Below are 16,093 nucleotides of genomic sequence, written 5' to 3' on the forward strand. Positions count from 1 at the left end.
CCCCGGTTAGCGCGGGCGGTTGAGCGGATCTTTACCATCCGGCCGGTAAAGCTCGGGGAGAGACACGTCCGCACGCGGCCGTGCCGGTCCCGGAGTTGCCCGAGCGATGAGCCTTCACACCGAGACGCTGGTGATCGGCGGGGGACCGGCGGGCCTGACCACCGGCTACATGCTGGCGAAGGCCGGCCGCGACGTCGTGGTGCTGGAGCGCGACGCGACCCAGGTCGGCGGCATCAGCCGTACGGTGGAGTACAAGGGCTTCCTGTTCGACATCGGCGGCCACCGCTTCTTCTCGAAGTCGAAGGAGGTGGTCGATCTCTGGAACGAGATCCTGCCCGACGACTTCATCGAGCGGCCGCGGCTGTCGCGGATCTACTACAAGGGCAAGACCTACGCCTACCCGCTTAAGGCCTTCGAGGCCCTGCGCAACCTCGGAATCGTCGAGAGCGGTCTGTGCGTCGCCTCCTATCTCTGGGCCCGGGCCCGGCCGACGCCCGACCCGAGGAGCTTTCACGAGTGGGTCCGCAACCAGTTCGGCGAGCGGCTGTTCTCGATCTTCTTCAAGACCTACACCGAGAAGGTGTGGGGTATGTCCTGCGACGACATCTCGGCCGATTGGGCGGCGCAGCGCATCAAGGGGCTCGACCTCGGCGCGGCGATCCGCGACGGGCTGAAGCGCTCGCTCGGGCTGCACCGGCCGGCCGCCGGGGACGGCCCGGTGATCAAGACGCTGATCGAGTCGTTCCGCTATCCCCGCCGCGGTCCCGGCATGATGTGGGACGCGGCCGCCCGCGCGATCCGGCGTGACGGCGGGCAGGTGCTGCTCGACCGGCGGGTCGACGGCCTGTCCTACGATTCCACCACCAAGCTGTGGACGGTGAGCGCCCGGCGCGAGGGCGGCGGGCGCGAGACCTTCACGGCGCGCAACGTCGTCTCCTCGGCGCCGATCCGCGAGCTCGTCGGCGCGATCCGCCCGGCCCCCTTGAGCACCTTCCAGGCCCGCTCCCTGCGCTATCGCGACTTCGTCACCGTGGCGCTGATCGCGAAGGCCAGGGACAGCTTCCCGGACAACTGGATCTACGTCCACGACCCGGCGGTGAAGGTCGGCCGGGTGCAGAACTTCCGCTCCTGGTCGCCCGAGATGGTGCCGGATGAGACCTATACCTGCCTCGGCCTCGAATATTTCTGCTTCGAGGGCGACGGCCTGTGGAACGCGGCCGATTCCGAGCTGATCGCACTGGCGCGCCGCGAGATCGGCCAGATCGGCCTCGTCGATCCGGCGAGCGTGGTCGATGCCTGCGTGGTGCGCCAGCCCAAGGCCTATCCGGTCTACGACGACGCCTACCGCGCCCACGTGGCGACGATCCGCCGGGACCTCGAGGGCAGCTACCCGACCCTCCACCTCGTCGGCCGCAACGGGATGCACAAGTACAACAACCAGGACCACGCGATGATGACCGCGATGCTGACCGCGCGGAACATCCTCGCCGGCGAGCGCCGCTACGACGTGTGGAACGTCAACGAGGACGCCGAATACGCCGAGGCCGGGCTGTCGGGGGCGCAGGAGGCGCTTGCGAGCGAGCGGATGGTGCCGCGCAAGGTGGCGTGAGCCGTCACGACGCCGTCTGAGCCGGCCGGCAGCGCAGGCTCAGCAGCTCGTCCAGCGTCGGGTCGAACCCGGCGACCCACCGTCCCCAGACCGGCGCCGTCGCGGCGGCGAGCGCCAGGGCGAGGAGCAGCCACGGCAGCGCCGCGCGCATCACCGCCTCCGCACCAGGAGGCCGCCCGCCAGCGCCATGGCCGCGCCCCAGGCGAGGAATCCCGAATCCCACCAGACCCAGTCCGCCCGCGGCACCGTCTCGTTGACGTGGTGCAGCCCGAGGATCTGGTGGTCGATGACCCCCTCGACGAGGTTGAACGCCGCCCAGCCGAGCAGCACCGCGCCGGCGAGGCCCCGGCCGTCACGGGGACCGCCCCGGCGCCAGAGCCCGAACACGCCGAGCACCACGAACACGTAGGTGGCGCTGTGGAAGTACCCGTCCCAGCGGGTGTTCAGCTCCAGCGCGTCGAGCGAGGTGACCGGGTACCAGCTGCTCAGCATGTGGTGCCATTGCAGCAGCTGGTGCAGCACGATGCCGTCGAAGAAGCCGCCGAGGCCGAGGCCGATCAGCAGGCCGGGCCACAGGCCGGGATGGGGTCGGGTGAGGGCCGTCATGCCCGGCGAACGGCACGGATCTGCATCCGTTCCGGGGCCCGCGACGGCGCCGGAGCTTCACAGCGCCCGCCCCCTCGACTAAGGAGCCCGCAGAACCCCGGCGCAACTCCCCGGACGAGACCCGCGGAAGGACTCCACGACCATGACCGGCTTCGACCATGTCGGCCTGACCCGGCCCGCCTCGCAGCTCGTGACCGTGTTCGGGGGATCGGGCTTCCTCGGCCGCCACGTGGTGCGGGCGCTGGCCAAGCGCGGCTACCGGATCCGGGTGGCGGTGCGCCGGCCCGACCTCGCCCAGTTCCTCCAGCCGCTCGGCCGCGTCGGCCAGATCGTCGGCGTGCAGGCCAACCTCCGCAACCCGGCCTCGATCGTGCGCGCCGCCGAGCACGCCGACATCGTGGTCAACCTCGTCGGCATCCTCCAGGAGAGCGGCAGCCAGAGCTTCCAGCGCCTCCAGGCCGAGGGCGCCGGCGAGGTCGCGCGCGCCGCCGCCGCGGTCGGCGCTCCGATGGTGCACGTCTCGGCCCTCGGCGCCGACGAGCAGTCCGAGTCGGCCTATGCCCGCTCGAAGGCGATCGGCGAGGCCCGGGTGTTCGAGGCCCGGCCCGACGCCGTGATCTTCCGTCCCTCCATCGTGTTCGGGCCGGGCGACAGCTTCTTCAACCGCTTCGCTTCGCTCGCCCGGATGCTGCCGGTGCTGCCGCTGGCCGGCGCCGAGGCGCGGATGCAGCCGGTCTTCGCCGGCGACGTCGCCGAGGCGGTGGCCCGGGCGGTCGAGGGCCAGCTCCAGGGCGGCCGGGTCTACGAGCTCGGCGGGCCGGAGATCCTGACCCTCCAGCAGCTCGTCGAGTACGCCCTGAAGGTGACGATGCGCAGCCGCGTGGTGCTGCCGCTGCCGGCCCCCGCCGCCCGGTTCCAGGCCCGGGTGATGGAGATCGTCGACACCGCGACGCTCGGCCTCCTGCCCGACACCCTGAAGCTCACCCGCGACCAGGTCACCCTGCTCCAGAGCGACAACGTCGTGTCGGCGGCGGCGAAGGCCGAGGGGCGCACGATCGAGGGCATCGGCATCGCGCCCACCGCGATCGAGGCGGTGGTGCCGGGCTACCTCTGGCGCTTCCGCAAGGCCGGCCAGTTCGCTACCGGCCGCGGCACCCCCGAGATGGCCGCGACCCCGGACCTGATGGCCCCCGAGCCGATGGGCCCGGGCTCGCAGCACCACCCGGGCGACGCCAGCGGCCCGGCGATCGGGCAGCTCGCCGCCGGTGTGGGCCCGGCGCCGGGCGTGCGCTGGGGCAAGCGGAAGTAAGGGCTGTCGCAGGTCGGACAGGAAGAAGGGCGGTCCCGCGGGGCCGCCCTTTCTTGTTGCCGCTCCCCTTTCCCGGACGACTGGAGCGTCAGCGGAAGGAGATCCGGGATCCAGCACAGGAACTGCCGCGAAGCGGCTCTGCATCTTGCAACGTTGCAGACAAGCAGGCGCTTCGCGACTTTTCGTGCTGGGTCCCGGATCTCCTTCCACTTCGTTTCAGTCGTCCGGGAAAGGGGGAGGCTGGACGTATGCCGTCCCGCCTCCATTCTCCTCAGATCGACCGCACGGCCCCGCCATCGACCCGGATCATGCTGCCGGTGACGTAGGACGCGCGCTCCGAGGCCAGGAAGCACGCCACGTCGGCGAATTCCTGCACCTTGCCGTAGCGCTTGGCGGGAATCGCCGCGCGGGCGGCCTCGGCGATCTCGTCGCGCGACTTGCCCTGCGCCTTGGCGTTGGCGGCGTCGAGCTCGCCGGTGCGGTCGGTCTCGATCCGGCCGGGCAGGACCATGTTGACGGTGATGCCGTCGGCCGCGACCTCGGAGGCGAGCGTCTTGGCCCAGCCGGCGATCGAGGCGCGCAGCGCGTTCGACATCACGAGGTTCGGGATCGGCTGCTCGACGCCGCTCGAGGCCACCACCAGGATGCGGCCGAAGCCGGCCTGGCGCATGCCCGGCAGGACGAGGCCGGCGAGGCGGAAGACCGGGGTCACCATCGCCTCGAACTGGGGCGTCCAGGCCTCGGGCTGCACGGTGAGCGCCGTGGCGGCCGGCGGGCCGCCGGTATTGGCGACCAGGATGTCGACCCCGCCGAGATGCTCCTGGGCCGCCGCGTAGATCGCCTCGACATTGTCCTTCAGGCTGCCGGCGAAGGCGTAGGCGCGGCCCTGGCCGCGGGCGTTGATCGCCGCCACCGCCTCGTCGAGGCGCTCGGCGGTGCGGGCGGTGAGCAGCACGTCCGCGCCCTCGGCCGCCAGGGCCTCGGCGATGCCGCGGCCGAGGCCGCGGCTGGACGACAGGACGAGGGCGCGCTTGCCCTTGAGACCGAGATCCATGGTGATTCCTCCCGCTATTCCAAAGCTTGTCCGCTGACGTCAGGAACTAACACAACCACGCCCCCCCTCCCACCTGGAACCTCATCCCGAGGTGCCGCGCAGCGGCCTCGAAGGAGGCCTCCAGTTCTCTCGGGGAGTTCTGGAGGCCTCCTTCGAGGCTCCCTGCGGTCGCACCTCAGGATGAGGTCGCGGATGTGGCGGAGCCTCTGGCGGATCGGCGCTCAGGCCGTCTCGCCGGAAAGCCGCTTCAGCCAGCCCTCGGCTTGCGCCCGCACGTTGTCCGGCGCGGTGCCGCCGTAGCTGGTGCGGCTCGCGACCGAGTTCTCGACGCCGAGCACCGCGAAGACGGCTTGCGTGATGCGCGGCTCCTCTTGCTGCATCACGTCGAGCGGCAGCGCCTCGAGGCCGATGCCGCGGGACGAGGCCTCGCCGACGAGGCGGCCGGTCACGTGATGGGCGTCCCGGAACGGCAGGCCGAGCTCGCGCACCAGCCAGTCGGCGAGATCGGTGGCGGTGGCATAGCCGGAGCCGGCGGCCACCTTCAGCACCTCCGGCACCGGCTCCAGGTCGCGCACCATGCCGGCCATGGCGGCGAGGCACAGCGAGAGGGTCTGGAGCGCGTCGAAGGTGCCCTCCTTGTCCTCCTGCATGTCCTTCGAATAGGCGAGCGGCAGGCCCTTCATGACGATGAGCAGGCCCGACAGCGCGCCGATGACCCGGCCGGACTTCGCCCGCACCAGCTCGGCGGCGTCGGGGTTGCGCTTCTGCGGCATGATCGAGGAGCCGGTGGTGAACCGGTCCGACAGCTTGACGAAGCCGAACTGGGCCGAGGTCCAGACTACGATCTCTTCGGCGAATCGCGACAGGTGCACCGCCGTGATCGCTGCCGCCGAGAGGGCTTCCAGGGCGAAGTCGCGGTCGGCGACCGAATCGAGCGAGTTCGCGGTCGGCCGGTCGAAGCCGAGGCTCGTCGCCGTGGCGTGGCGGTCGATCGGGAACGAGGTGCCGGCGAGTGCGGCCGCGCCGAGCGGGCACTCGTTGAGGCGGGCGCGGGCGTCGCGGAACCGGCCGCGGTCGCGGGCCAGCATCTCGACATAGGCCAGGAGATGATGCCCGAAGGTGACGGGCTGCGCCGATTGCAGGTGGGTGAAGCCCGGCATCACCGTGCCCGCGTGCTTCAGCGCCAGCTCGGCCATCGCCTGCTGGAGGTCGGCGGCCTGGGCGTCGAGGGCGTCGAGGGTGTCGCGCACCCACAGCCGCATGTCGGTGGCGACCTGGTCGTTGCGCGAGCGCGCGGTGTGGAGCCGCCCGGCCGTCGGGCCGACGATCTCGCGCAGCCGGCTCTCCACGCTCATGTGGATGTCCTCGAGCTCGCGGCGGAACTCGAAGGTCCCGGCCTCGATCTCGGACTGGACGGACTTGAGCCCGGCCTCGATCTTCGCCACATCCTCGGCCGGCAGGATCCCCGCCTTGCCCAGCATCGCGACGTGGGCGAGCGAGCCCCGGATGTCCTGGGGAGCGAGGCGCTTGTCGAAGCCGATGGAGGCGTTGATCTCCTCCATGATCTCGGCGGGGCCGCTCGCGAAGCGCCCGCCCCACATCCGGTTGCTCATGTCCTCACCTCGTCTCGCATCCTCGCGAAAAACCCGCCTCGCCCTCGTCGCGGGGGGGCTCGTCGCCGTCCTCGGCCTCGGGGCTGCCCTATACGGGGTTGCGGGCGGGGGCAACGGCGGCGCCTGCCCGCTCGGGGCCGCCACCGCCGCCCGCGTCTCGCCCCTCGCCCGCGGCGAGGTGGCCGCGCTCCAGGTCGATCCCCGGCCGAAGCCCGCGCCGGCCATCACCTTCACCGGGCCGGACGGGCAGCCGCGGACGCTCGCCGACCTCAAGGGGCGCACGGTGCTGCTGAACCTCTGGGCGACGTGGTGCGCGCCGTGCAAGGCGGAGATGCCGGCCCTCGACCGGCTCCAGGGCGAACTCGGGGGCAAGGATTTCGAGGTGGTGGCGCTCAACCTCGACACCCGCAACCCCGACCGGCCGCCGCGCTGGATGCAGGAGAACGGGATTTCCCGCCTCGCCTACTATTCCGACCCGGCCGGGCGGGCGCTGCCGGCGTTGCAGCAGGGCGGCGAGGTGGTGGGCCTGCCCACCACCTTCCTGATCGACCCCGACGGCTGCGCGGTCGGCGTGATGAAGGGCCCGGCGGAGTGGGCGAGCGGGGACGCGCTGAAGCTGGTGCGGGCGGCGCTCGGGCGGGGATAGACCCTGTTCGTTGAACCGGCTCGCGATTCCTGGCAGGCGGGGCGCCATGCAGACGACCTCCCCTCCCCGGCGCCTGCCGCGCCCGCTCTCGGCTCTCCGCAACCTGCTCGTCAGCAGCGCCGGCGGCGGCCTCGTGCTGGTGGCGAGCGCGGTGCTCGCCCTCGTCGTCGCCAACGGCCCCTACGGCGACGTCTACGCCCGGGCGCTGCACGCGCATCTCGGGCCGTTGAGCCTGCTGCACTGGATCAACGACGGCCTGATGGCCCTGTTCTTCCTGCTCGTCGGGCTGGAGATCAAGCGCGAGATCCTGGACGGGGGCTTGCGGACCTGGCCCGACCGGGCGCTGCCGGGCATCGCGGCGCTCGGCGGCATGGCGGTGCCGGCGCTCGTCTACGCCGCGGTCAACTTGTCGTCTCCCGCCACCCTGCGGGGCTGGGCGATCCCGGCGGCCACCGACATCGCCTTCGCGCTCGGCGTCCTGGCGCTGCTCGGCTCGCGGGCGCCGGTCTCGCTCAAGGTCTTCCTCACCGCGCTCGCGATCCTCGACGACCTCGGGGCGGTGGTGATCATCGCGCTGTTCTACACCGCCGACCTCGCCTGGCCGATGCTGGCGCTCGCCGGCGCCGTGACCGCGATGCTGACGGTGCTCAACCGCCTCGGACTCCGCCGCCTCGGGCCCTACCTGATCGTCGGCGCCGTGCTGTGGCTCCTGGAGCTGCGCTCAGGGCTCCACGCCACCGTGGCGGGGGTAGTCCTGGCGCTGGCGATCCCACTGCGGGCAAGCCCGGGCCGGCCCGACGACGGGGAATCGCCCCTGCACCGGCTGGAGCACGCGCTCCAGCCCTGGGTCGCCTTCCTGATCCTGCCGGTCTTCGGCTTCGCCAATGCGGGCGTGTCCCTCGCCGAATCGACGCCCTCGGTCCTGTTCGCGCCCGTCACCCTCGGGGTCGCGGCGGGGCTGTTTCTCGGCAAGCAGGTCGGGGTGTTCGGCGGCGTCTGGCTCGCGGTGCGGACCGGGCTGGCGCACAAGCCTGCCGGCGCCACCTGGCGCCAGGTCTACGGAGTGGCGCTGCTGTGCGGCATCGGCTTCACCATGAGCCTGTTCATCGGCGGCCTCGCCTTCGCCGGCGCGCCCGAGTTCGACACCGAGACCAAGCTTGGGGTGATCCTGGGCTCGGTGCTCTCGACGCTGGCCGGCGCCCTGGTGCTGTCGCTCGGGAAGCGGGAGGGGACGAGTTCGGCGGCGACGGAGTAGTGCGCTTGGACGCAACGCGAGGCAAAACGGCTCTCTCGCCGCCGACGCCCTGCCTTCATCCCGCAGGGCTGTCTGGGAAAACCCGCGCCTTCTCCCTTACGTCGGATTCCCCAGCGTCATCCCGGAACTCGCCGCAGACGAGAGCCCGGGAATGACATCGAGGGTTTATCAATTCGCAGTCTGCGAGGCGGCGACGCGGTTGCGGTTCGGCGCCTCGGTGCGCTTGCCGGCATCCGCGGGCTTCACGTCACCGGTCTTGCCCTCTCCGGTCTTGGCCTCCCCGGCCTTGGCGGCGGGCTTGGCGTCGGCAGGCTTCGCCTCCGCCTTGGGCGCAGCGGGCTTTCCGGCACCCGGGTTGAGCCCGTCGACCTTGGCGGTCGCGGCCGCGTGGGCGGCCGGAGCCGGGTGCAGGCGGGCGGTGGCGGTGACCTTCTTCGGCAGCGGTGCGGCCGGCGAGATCGCGGCGACCGGGGTGGTGTCGGCCGACGGCAGGGCGGCGGGCGCCACCGGGGGGGCGGCCGGCGCGCCGCCGAACAGGTTGCCGAGGAGCTTGCGGTAGGCCGACGGGTCGCCGTCGGCGCTCGCCACCGTGATCGGCGCCGCCGGGGCAGCCGCGGCGGCGGCCTCGCGGGTCGGGATCGGGGCCGGATTGGTCGCCGGCGCCGCGAAGGCGAGCGCGGTCGGCTTCGCGCCGGCCTTGCCCTTCTCGTGCTTCGGGTCGATCTTGGCGAGCAGGACCGGCTTCACCTTCGGCTCGATCACGACCTCCTCGGGCGCCGCCGCCAGGGCCTCGGGCCGGCTGATGGTGCCCATGTTCGGCCGCGGCTGCGCCTGCTCGGCGAAGAGCTGGGTGCTCGGCGCGCTCTCGCGGAAGAACGGGTGCTGGCCGCCATCCTGGTAGACGAGGCGGGTCGCCGCGGTGCCCTTGGCGACGAGCTCGGCCACCTCGACCTCGTCCTTCTCGCGCTTGGCGACGACGACGGGATCGACCTTCGGGTTGCAGGCGCCGGCCGCGGCGTCCTGGCCGCCGAAGACGTAGCGGGTGCCGCACACCCCGACCCGCGGCTCCTCGTGCAGGGCCTCGAAGTAGTCCGAGCCCTCCTTGAGGTTCTTCCAGAAGCCGATATTCGGGTCGTTGCGGAACTTGGCGAGGTTCTGCGCCGTCATCCGGAACGGGTAGGACTGGAACTGGAACGCCCGCTGCCCGCCGGCAAAAGCCTCGCGGGCGATGGCGTAGATCTCCGAGATCGCCTCGTCGGTCATGGCAAAGCAGCCGGCCGAGGAGCAGGTGCCGTGCACCATCAGGTAGCTGCCGGTGCGGCCGTTGGCGCGGTCGAAGGCGTTCGGGTATCCGGTGTCGAAGGAGAGGTAGTAGGACGAGTTCGGGTTCATCTGCCCCATGGCGATGGGATAGAACCCCTCAGGCGCCTGACGGTCGCCCTCGCGCACCTTCGGGCCGAGCTGGCCCGACCAGCGGCAGATCGGGAAGGTCTTGAGCAGCGCGTACTGGCCGTCGGTGCCGCGCTTCCAGACCTCCATCTCCGATTCCTTCTTGAAGGCGCGGATCAGGATGGGGTCGCGGGGCGACATGTTCTTCGTCGCCATCAGGGCGACAGTCTTCTGCGGGATCGGCTCGCGGGCCCGCGCCGAGCCGGCGGCCGAGAAGCCGGCATCCTGGCACGCCCCGAGGGACAGCGCGACGGCGAGCGCGCTCGCCGCCAGCACCGGACGCATCGCCAGACGCCTCGCCAGACCCACCATGGGAACCCCGCCTTCTCGCCATCGGACCGCCGGCACACTGACGCCGCGGACCGGTCTCCCCAACCCCATAGCTTCGTTAAACTTACCCGCCTCTTACCGCAAGAACGGTTAAGATTGCGGGGATGCGTTCAACAGGTGCCTCGGACAAGAAGCCGGCACCCGGCGTCACGGGGTTCACCCACGAACACATCCGCCCGGTCTTCGGCAAAACGAAGGCCGGGTTGTGTCTGGGGCATGGGGGTTGTGCGGAGCTGTGGATCGTGGGGATGGAGTATCGACGGAGCCAGCGCCCGCTTCGTCCCACCCGCCGACACCGACACCCTCCGCGTCATCCCGGGCTCCGCTGCGCGGCCCCGGGATGACGCGGAGGATGTCAGATCTGTCGCGGGAAAAGCGGATGCGATGGACCTTTACAGGCTCCGCCCGATCTCCAGGAACTTCTGCGCCCGCCGGTCGCGCAAGGTGTCCGCGTCGAGGCTCGACAGCGGCTCGAGCGCGCTCGCGATCGCCTCGCCGGTGGCCCGGATGGCGGCCGACCGGTCGCGGTGGGCGCCGCCGGTGGGCTCGGGCACGATCCCGTCGATGACGCCGAGCCGCAACAGGTCCTGGGCGGTGATCTTCATCGCGGTGGCGGCGTCCTGCGCCCGCCCGGCGTCGCGCCACAGGATCGAGGCGGCGCCCTCCGGCGAGATCACGCTGTAGATCGCGTGCTCCAGCATCAGCACCGTGTTGGCGGTGGCGAGCGCGATGGCGCCGCCCGAGCCGCCCTCCCCGATCACCACCGTGACGTTGGGGGTCGGCAGGCCGAGGCAGGCCTCGGTCGAGCGGGCGATGGCCTCGGCCTGGCCGCGCTCCTCCGCCTCGATGCCCGGATAGGCGCCCGCCGTGTCGACGAAGGTGAGGACCGGCAGGCCGAAGCGGCCGGCGAGCCCCATCAGGCGGACCGCCTTGCGGTAGCCCTCGGGCTTGGCCATGCCGAAATTGTGCCGGATGCGGGCCTCGGTGTTGGCGCCCTTCTCTTGGCCGATGACGCAGACCGGCCGGCCGCGGAAGCGCCCGAAGCCGCCGACCACCGCCTCGTCCTCGCCGAAGGCGCGGTCGCCGGCGAGCGGCTGGAACTCCTCGATCAGCTCGGCGCAGTAATCGACGAAGTGTGGCCGCTGGGGATGGCGGGCGACCTGGGTCTTCTGCCAGGGGCTGAGGCCGGCATAGAGCTCGGCGAGAGCCGCCGCGGCCTTGGCCTCCAGCCGCGCCACGTCCTCGCTGATCGCCACCGCGCCGTCGCGGTCGCCGAGCGCCCTCAGTTCCTCGAGCTTCGCCTCGAGCTCGGCGACGGGCTTTTCGAAGTCGAGGTAGGAGCGCATCGGGACCTGTGCTGTGTCGAGCCGGCGTCGCGGGAGGCTTTTGGCGGGGAACCGGAGCCAGGGGCACGTCCTGCGGCGCGGGCGGCCCACCCGGGCCTTGAGCGGCGCGGAGGCTTGGCGGAGGGGCCGGCCCGTGTCAACCCGAGGACCCAGGGCGACCCGCGGCGCGGGTGCAGCGCGAGGCTTGTCTCGCGGCAGTGCAGCATCATCTAACCGCCGGGATTCGCGCGGCGGCCAGCGGAGGCCAAATGGACGAGCGGGATCAGGCGGAGCGGCGGGCCGGGCGCGACGAGTGCCGGGTGCTGGTGCTGCAGGGCGGCGGCGCGCTCGGCTCGTACCAGGCCGGCGTCGCCGAGGCGATGCAGGAGGCCGCGCTCTCGCCCGACTGGGTCGCCGGCATCTCGATCGGGGCGATCAACGCCGCGCTCATCGCCGGCAACCCGCCCGAGCGCCGGATCGAGCGGCTGCGGGCCTTCTGGGAGAAGGTCTCCTCCGCGATCACCGTCTCGCCGTGGTGGCCCGGCGAGCAGGCCCGCGAGGTGTTCAACGCCTGGAGCGCCGCCTTCGGGGCGACGGTCGGGGTGCCGGGCTTCTTCGCCCCGCGCGTGCCCCCGGCGACGTTCTACCCGGCCGGCGCACCCCAGGCGCTCAGCTACTACGACACCGCGCCGCTGCGGGAGACCCTCGTCGAACTGATCGACTTCGACCGGATCAACCGCGGCGAGACGCGGCTCAGCGTCGGCGCGGTCAACATCCGCACCGGCAACTTCGTCTATTTCGACAACCGCCGCGACCGGATCGGCCCCGAGCACATCATGGCGTCGGGCGCCCTTCCGCCGGGCTTCCCGCCGGTCGAGATCGACGGCGAGCTCTACTGGGACGGCGGCATCGTCTCGAACACGCCGCTGCAATACGTGCTCGACGAGGAGCGCCTGGCCGATCTGGCGGTGTTCCAGGTCGACCTGTTCAGCGCGCGCGGCCCCGTGCCCCGCACCCTCTCGGAGGCGGCCGAGCGCGAGAAGGACATCCGCTTCTCCAGCCGCACGCGGCTCAACACCAACGACCAGATCGAGATCCACAAGGCCAAGACCGCGTTCCGGCGCCTGTTCGACAAGCTGCCGGCCGCCCTGCGCCAGGATCCCGACGTCGCCTTCCTGTCGGAGGTCAGCCACCAGAACGCGGTGACGATCCTCCAGCTGATCTACCGCGCCAAGAACTACGAGAGCGACGCCAAGGACTACGAGTTCTCGCGCACCACGATGCTGGAGCACTGGAAGACCGGGCGCAACGACGTGCGCCGCTCCTTGCGCCACCGCCACTGGATCGAGCGCTGCCGGCCCGAGGAGGGCGTGAGCGTGTTCGACCTCACCCGCGACGCGCGGGACTGACGATCTTTCGGAGAGGAAGGTACGCCGCATGACCCGCGACGAGATCCTGAAGGCGCCCTCGATGCCGGCCTTCAGCCCGAGCTACCCGCACGGGCCCTACCGCTTCATGCGGCGCGAATACCTCATCATCACCTACGAGACCGACCCGGACGCGCTGCGCGCCGCGCTGCCCGAGCCGCTGGAGCCGGCGCCCGGCAACCTCGCCTTCTACGAGTGGATGAAGATGCCGGATTCCTCCGGCTTCGGCGATTACGAGGAGAGCGGGTCGGCGATCGTCGCCACTTACAAGGGCGAGCCCTGCAATTACTCGGTCCAGATGTATCTCGACGACGAGCCGCCGATCACCGCCGGCCGCGAGATCTGGGGTTTTCCGAAGAAGTACGGCGTGCCCCGGCTCAAGGTGATGAAGGACACGCTGACCGGCACCCTGCACTACGACGAGGAGCGGGTGGCGATGGGCACGATGACCTACAAGCATCGCAGCCTCGAGGACCAGCTCGACAAGGTGCGCGAGGGCATCGGCCAGCTCAACGTCAACCTGAAGCTGATCCCCGACGTCGACGGCGGCGTGAAGGTGGCGCAGCTCGTCGGCTACCGGCTCCAGGACATCACGGTCCACGGCGCCTGGGAGGGCGACGCCCGTCTGCACCTGATCCCGCACGTCAATTGCCGCGTCGCCGACCTGCCGGTGCGCCGGATCGTGCGGGCCCGCCACCAGATCGTCGACTTCACCCTGCCGTACGGCCACGTGCTGCACGACTACCTGGCCTGACGACCCCTCCCCGAGGAGACGAAACCCATGACGCTGCAATCCAAGACCGCCCTCGTCACCGGCTCGACGAGCGGCATCGGGCTGGCCATCGCCCGGGCCCTGGCGCAACACGGCGCCAACGTGGTCATCAACGGCTTCGGCAAGCCCGAGGCGATCGAGAAGGAGCGGGCCGCGATCGAGTCCGAGTTCCACGTCCGCGCGGTCTATTCCGGCGCCGACATGACGAAGCCCGAGGAGATCGCCAAGATGGTGGCGGACGCCGAGGCGGAGTTCGGCGCGGTCGACATCCTCGTCAACAACGCGGGCATCCAGTACGTCTCGGCGATCGAGGAATTCCCGGTCGAGAAGTGGGACCAGATCATCGCGATCAACCTGTCCTCGGCCTTCCACACCATGCGGGCGGCGATCCCCGGGATGAAGAAGAAGGGCTGGGGCCGGATCATCAACACGGCGTCGGCGCACTCGCTGGTCGCCTCGCCCTACAAGTCGGCCTACGTCGCGGCCAAGCACGGCATCGCCGGCCTGACCAAGACCGCGGCGCTCGAACTCGCCACCCACAAGGTCACGGTCAACTGCATCTCGCCGGGCTACGTCTGGACCCCGCTGGTCGAGGCGCAGATCCCCGACACCATGAAGGCCCGCGGCATGACCAAGGACCAGGTGATCGAGGAGGTGCTGCTGAAGGCCCAGCCGACGAAGGAATTCGTCACGGTGGATCAGGTCGCGGCGATCGCGGTGTTCCTGTGCTCGGAGGCCGCGGCCCAGATCACCGGCACCAACCTGCCGGTCGACGGCGGCTGGACGGCGCAGTAGCGCGAGGCGGCGGGATCGGGCCGCGCGAGACCGGCCCGATCCCGTCGGCGTCCGTCAGCCGCGGGCGTCGGCGTAGACCGGCCGGTAGCTCAGCCCCTCGATGAAGGCACGGACGTCGCGCGGGCGCTCGACCGTGGCGAGGCCGCGCGCGAAGATCGACTCGGCGACCCGCGTCGCCGTCGTGCGCTCGGTCTCCAGGATGTTGTCCTGGCGGGGAAACAGCATTCCCGCCTCCCGCTCCGCCCGGCCGACCTGGTCGGCGGTGGCGCGCGCCGCCTCGATGAACATCGCGTCGTCGATGCGCCGCGGCCGCGTCGCGTAGACGGCGAGCGCGACGGCCGGGAAGATGTAGAAGTTGTTCGCCTGCCCGGGATGGAAGGTCCGGCCGTCGCGCTCGACGTCCGGGAACTGCACGCCGCAGGCGACGAGCGCCCGCCCGTCGGTCCAGTCGTAGGCCTGCTCCGGCGTGCACTCGGCGTTGTCGGTCGGGTTGGAGAGCGGGAAGATCACCGGACGCTCGCACGCCTCGGCCATCGCCTTCACCACCGCCTCGGTGAAGAGCCCGCCCACCGTCGAGACACCGACGAGCACCGTCGGCTTGAACCGCCGGACGGACTCGGCGAGGTCGTCCGTCGCCGCCTCGTCGCGGGCATAGGGCGCTTGCGAGGGGTTGAGGTCGGTGCGGCCCTTCACGATCAGGCCGTGGATGTCGAACAGGGCGATGCGCGAGCGCGCCTCGTCGTCGCTCAAGCCCGCCTCGCCCATCGCCATCGCGACCATCCCGGCGATGCCGATGCCGGCCGAGCCTGCGCCGGCGAACAGGACCCGCTGGTCGGCCAGCGCCTCGCCCTTGATCTGGAGCGCGGTGATGAGCCCCGCCAGCGTCACGCTCGCGGTGCCCTGGATGTCGTCGTTGTAGACGAGGTAGCGGTCGCGGTAGCGCGCGAGGAGCCGGATCGCGTCGTCTCCCTTCCAGTCCTCGAAGTGCACGCAGACGCCGGGAAACACCTCGTTGGCCGCGGCCATGAACGCGTCGACCACCGCGTCGACCTCGTCTGGCCCAGGCGGCTCCTCGCGCAGGCCGGTATAGAGCGCGTCGGCGCGCAGCGCCGCGTTGGTGGTCCCGATGTCGAGGTGGATCGGCAGCAGGCCCTCGGGCGGCACGGCGGCGCAGGCGGTGTAGAGTTGCAGCTTGCCGATCGGGATCGGTGCTCCGTTGGCCCCGATGTCGCCGAGGCCGAGGATGCGGCCGCCCGACGAGACGCAGATGAAGCGCACGTCCCGGACCGGCCAGTTGCGCAGCACCTCGGCGAACCGGCCCTGCATGGACCGGTTGAGATACATGCCCTGCGGCTCGCGGTAGATGTGGCCGTAGGTCAGGCAGGCCTCGGCGATCGTCGGATCGTAGACGATCGGCACGAAGCGCACCGGATCGGACATCACGGTGGCGTAGAACAGCGTCTCGTTCCGGACGCTGAGTTCCTGGAGGTAGATGTAGCGCTCGACGTCGTCGGGCTTGGACGCGAGGTGGCCGAGCACCCTCTCGACCTGCCGCTCGAGCGTCTCGACGGCAGTCGGGAGCATCCCTTCGAGCCCGCGGGCCTTGCGCTCGGCTTCGGTATAGGCCGTTCCCCTCGATGCCTGGATCACGGTCGCGTCTCCATGCCTTCCGTCAGCGGGATGGCGGAGGATCGGGCTTCGTCGCGCAGCCGATCCACATCCCCTTGCGGCAACGATGCAGGTGAGCTTTTGTTGCACCGCAGCATGACGCAAAGGTCGGAGCCGCCGCATCGACCTGTCCGTGACCAAGTTCGCTCGCCGCGCCCGGTCCATCCGACCTGCCGTTGTGTTACAGGCTTTTAATGGCACGGACAGGCAACTGGTGGAATGTGAGAGTATTATT

General features: G+C 71.0%; 14 protein-coding genes. 7 read left to right on the forward strand and 7 right to left on the reverse strand.

Annotation, left to right across the window (positions count from 1 at the left end; genetic code table 11):
- The first annotated feature begins 106 nt into the window (after positions 1–106).
- Positions 107–1,609 carry an NAD(P)/FAD-dependent oxidoreductase gene (locus ACS5PV_RS15020; protein WP_455396129.1) on the forward strand — a complete coding sequence of 501 codons (1,503 nt, stop codon included), beginning with the start codon at positions 107–109 and terminating at the stop codon, positions 1,607–1,609.
- A gap of 4 nt (positions 1,610–1,613) precedes the next feature.
- On the opposite strand, the gene ACS5PV_RS15025 is transcribed toward ACS5PV_RS15020, so the two are convergent.
- Positions 1,614–1,760, reverse strand: coding sequence for a hypothetical protein (locus tag ACS5PV_RS15025; RefSeq protein ID WP_455396130.1), 147 nt, complete (start codon positions 1,758–1,760; stop codon positions 1,614–1,616).
- Positions 1,760–2,215, reverse strand: a complete 456-nt coding sequence (locus ACS5PV_RS15030; RefSeq protein WP_455396131.1) for a DUF2243 domain-containing protein — start codon at positions 2,213–2,215, stop codon at positions 1,760–1,762. The genes ACS5PV_RS15025 and ACS5PV_RS15030 overlap by 1 nt, the downstream gene beginning before the upstream one ends.
- A gap of 142 nt (positions 2,216–2,357) precedes the next feature.
- Here ACS5PV_RS15030 and ACS5PV_RS15035 point away from each other — a divergent pair, with 142 nt between their 5' ends.
- Positions 2,358–3,524 (forward strand): complex I NDUFA9 subunit family protein, encoded by a 1,167-nt coding sequence (locus ACS5PV_RS15035; protein ID WP_455396132.1) that lies wholly within the window; start codon positions 2,358–2,360, stop codon positions 3,522–3,524.
- A 271-nt stretch (positions 3,525–3,795) separates the two neighbouring features.
- Here ACS5PV_RS15035 and ACS5PV_RS15040 read toward each other — a convergent pair whose 3' ends face one another.
- A complete protein-coding gene (locus ACS5PV_RS15040) occupies positions 3,796–4,578 on the reverse strand; it encodes an SDR family oxidoreductase (RefSeq protein WP_455396133.1) in 783 nt (260 codons plus the stop codon).
- Between the two features lie 221 nt (positions 4,579–4,799).
- Positions 4,800–6,191: an argininosuccinate lyase gene (argH, locus tag ACS5PV_RS15045; RefSeq protein ID WP_455396134.1), complete on the reverse strand. Its 1,392-nt coding sequence runs from the start codon at positions 6,189–6,191 to the stop codon at positions 4,800–4,802.
- Between argH and tlpA the strand changes: the two genes are divergently transcribed.
- Together tlpA and nhaA are read left to right on the forward strand one after the other, a co-directional pair.
- Positions 6,190–6,837, forward strand: a complete 648-nt coding sequence (gene tlpA / locus ACS5PV_RS15050) for a thiol:disulfide interchange protein TlpA (protein ID WP_455396135.1) — start codon at positions 6,190–6,192, stop codon at positions 6,835–6,837. The genes argH and tlpA overlap by 2 nt on opposite strands.
- Before the next feature lie 46 nt (positions 6,838–6,883).
- Positions 6,884–8,092 (forward strand): Na+/H+ antiporter NhaA, encoded by a 1,209-nt coding sequence (gene nhaA, locus ACS5PV_RS15055; RefSeq protein WP_455396136.1) that lies wholly within the window; start codon positions 6,884–6,886, stop codon positions 8,090–8,092.
- 168 nt (positions 8,093–8,260) lie between these two features.
- On the opposite strand, the gene ACS5PV_RS15060 is transcribed toward nhaA, so the two are convergent.
- A complete protein-coding gene (locus ACS5PV_RS15060) occupies positions 8,261–9,826 on the reverse strand; it encodes a L,D-transpeptidase family protein (RefSeq protein WP_455396137.1) in 1,566 nt (521 codons plus the stop codon).
- Between the two features lie 437 nt (positions 9,827–10,263).
- A complete protein-coding gene (locus ACS5PV_RS15065) occupies positions 10,264–11,217 on the reverse strand; it encodes an acetyl-CoA carboxylase carboxyltransferase subunit alpha (RefSeq protein WP_455396138.1) in 954 nt (317 codons plus the stop codon).
- Positions 11,218–11,465: 248 nt separating this feature from the next.
- Between ACS5PV_RS15065 and ACS5PV_RS15070 the strand changes: the two genes are divergently transcribed.
- Genes ACS5PV_RS15070 through ACS5PV_RS15080 form a run of 3 tightly spaced genes read left to right on the forward strand, consistent with a single transcriptional unit; the run spans position 11,466 to position 14,190 of the window.
- Positions 11,466–12,605: a patatin-like phospholipase family protein gene (locus ACS5PV_RS15070; RefSeq protein ID WP_455396139.1), complete on the forward strand. Its 1,140-nt coding sequence runs from the start codon at positions 11,466–11,468 to the stop codon at positions 12,603–12,605.
- Between the two features lie 28 nt (positions 12,606–12,633).
- Positions 12,634–13,377, forward strand: a complete 744-nt coding sequence (locus ACS5PV_RS15075) for an acetoacetate decarboxylase (protein ID WP_455396140.1) — start codon at positions 12,634–12,636, stop codon at positions 13,375–13,377.
- 27 nt (positions 13,378–13,404) lie between these two features.
- Positions 13,405–14,190, forward strand: coding sequence for a 3-hydroxybutyrate dehydrogenase (locus ACS5PV_RS15080; RefSeq protein WP_455396141.1), 786 nt, complete (start codon positions 13,405–13,407; stop codon positions 14,188–14,190).
- 54 nt (positions 14,191–14,244) lie between these two features.
- On the opposite strand, the gene ACS5PV_RS15085 is transcribed toward ACS5PV_RS15080, so the two are convergent.
- Positions 14,245–15,840, reverse strand: a complete 1,596-nt coding sequence (locus ACS5PV_RS15085; RefSeq protein WP_455396142.1) for an NAD-dependent malic enzyme — start codon at positions 15,838–15,840, stop codon at positions 14,245–14,247.
- Positions 15,841–16,093 lie beyond the last annotated feature (253 nt).

It is taken from the genome of Methylobacterium sp. Gmos1 (assembly GCF_053764715.1).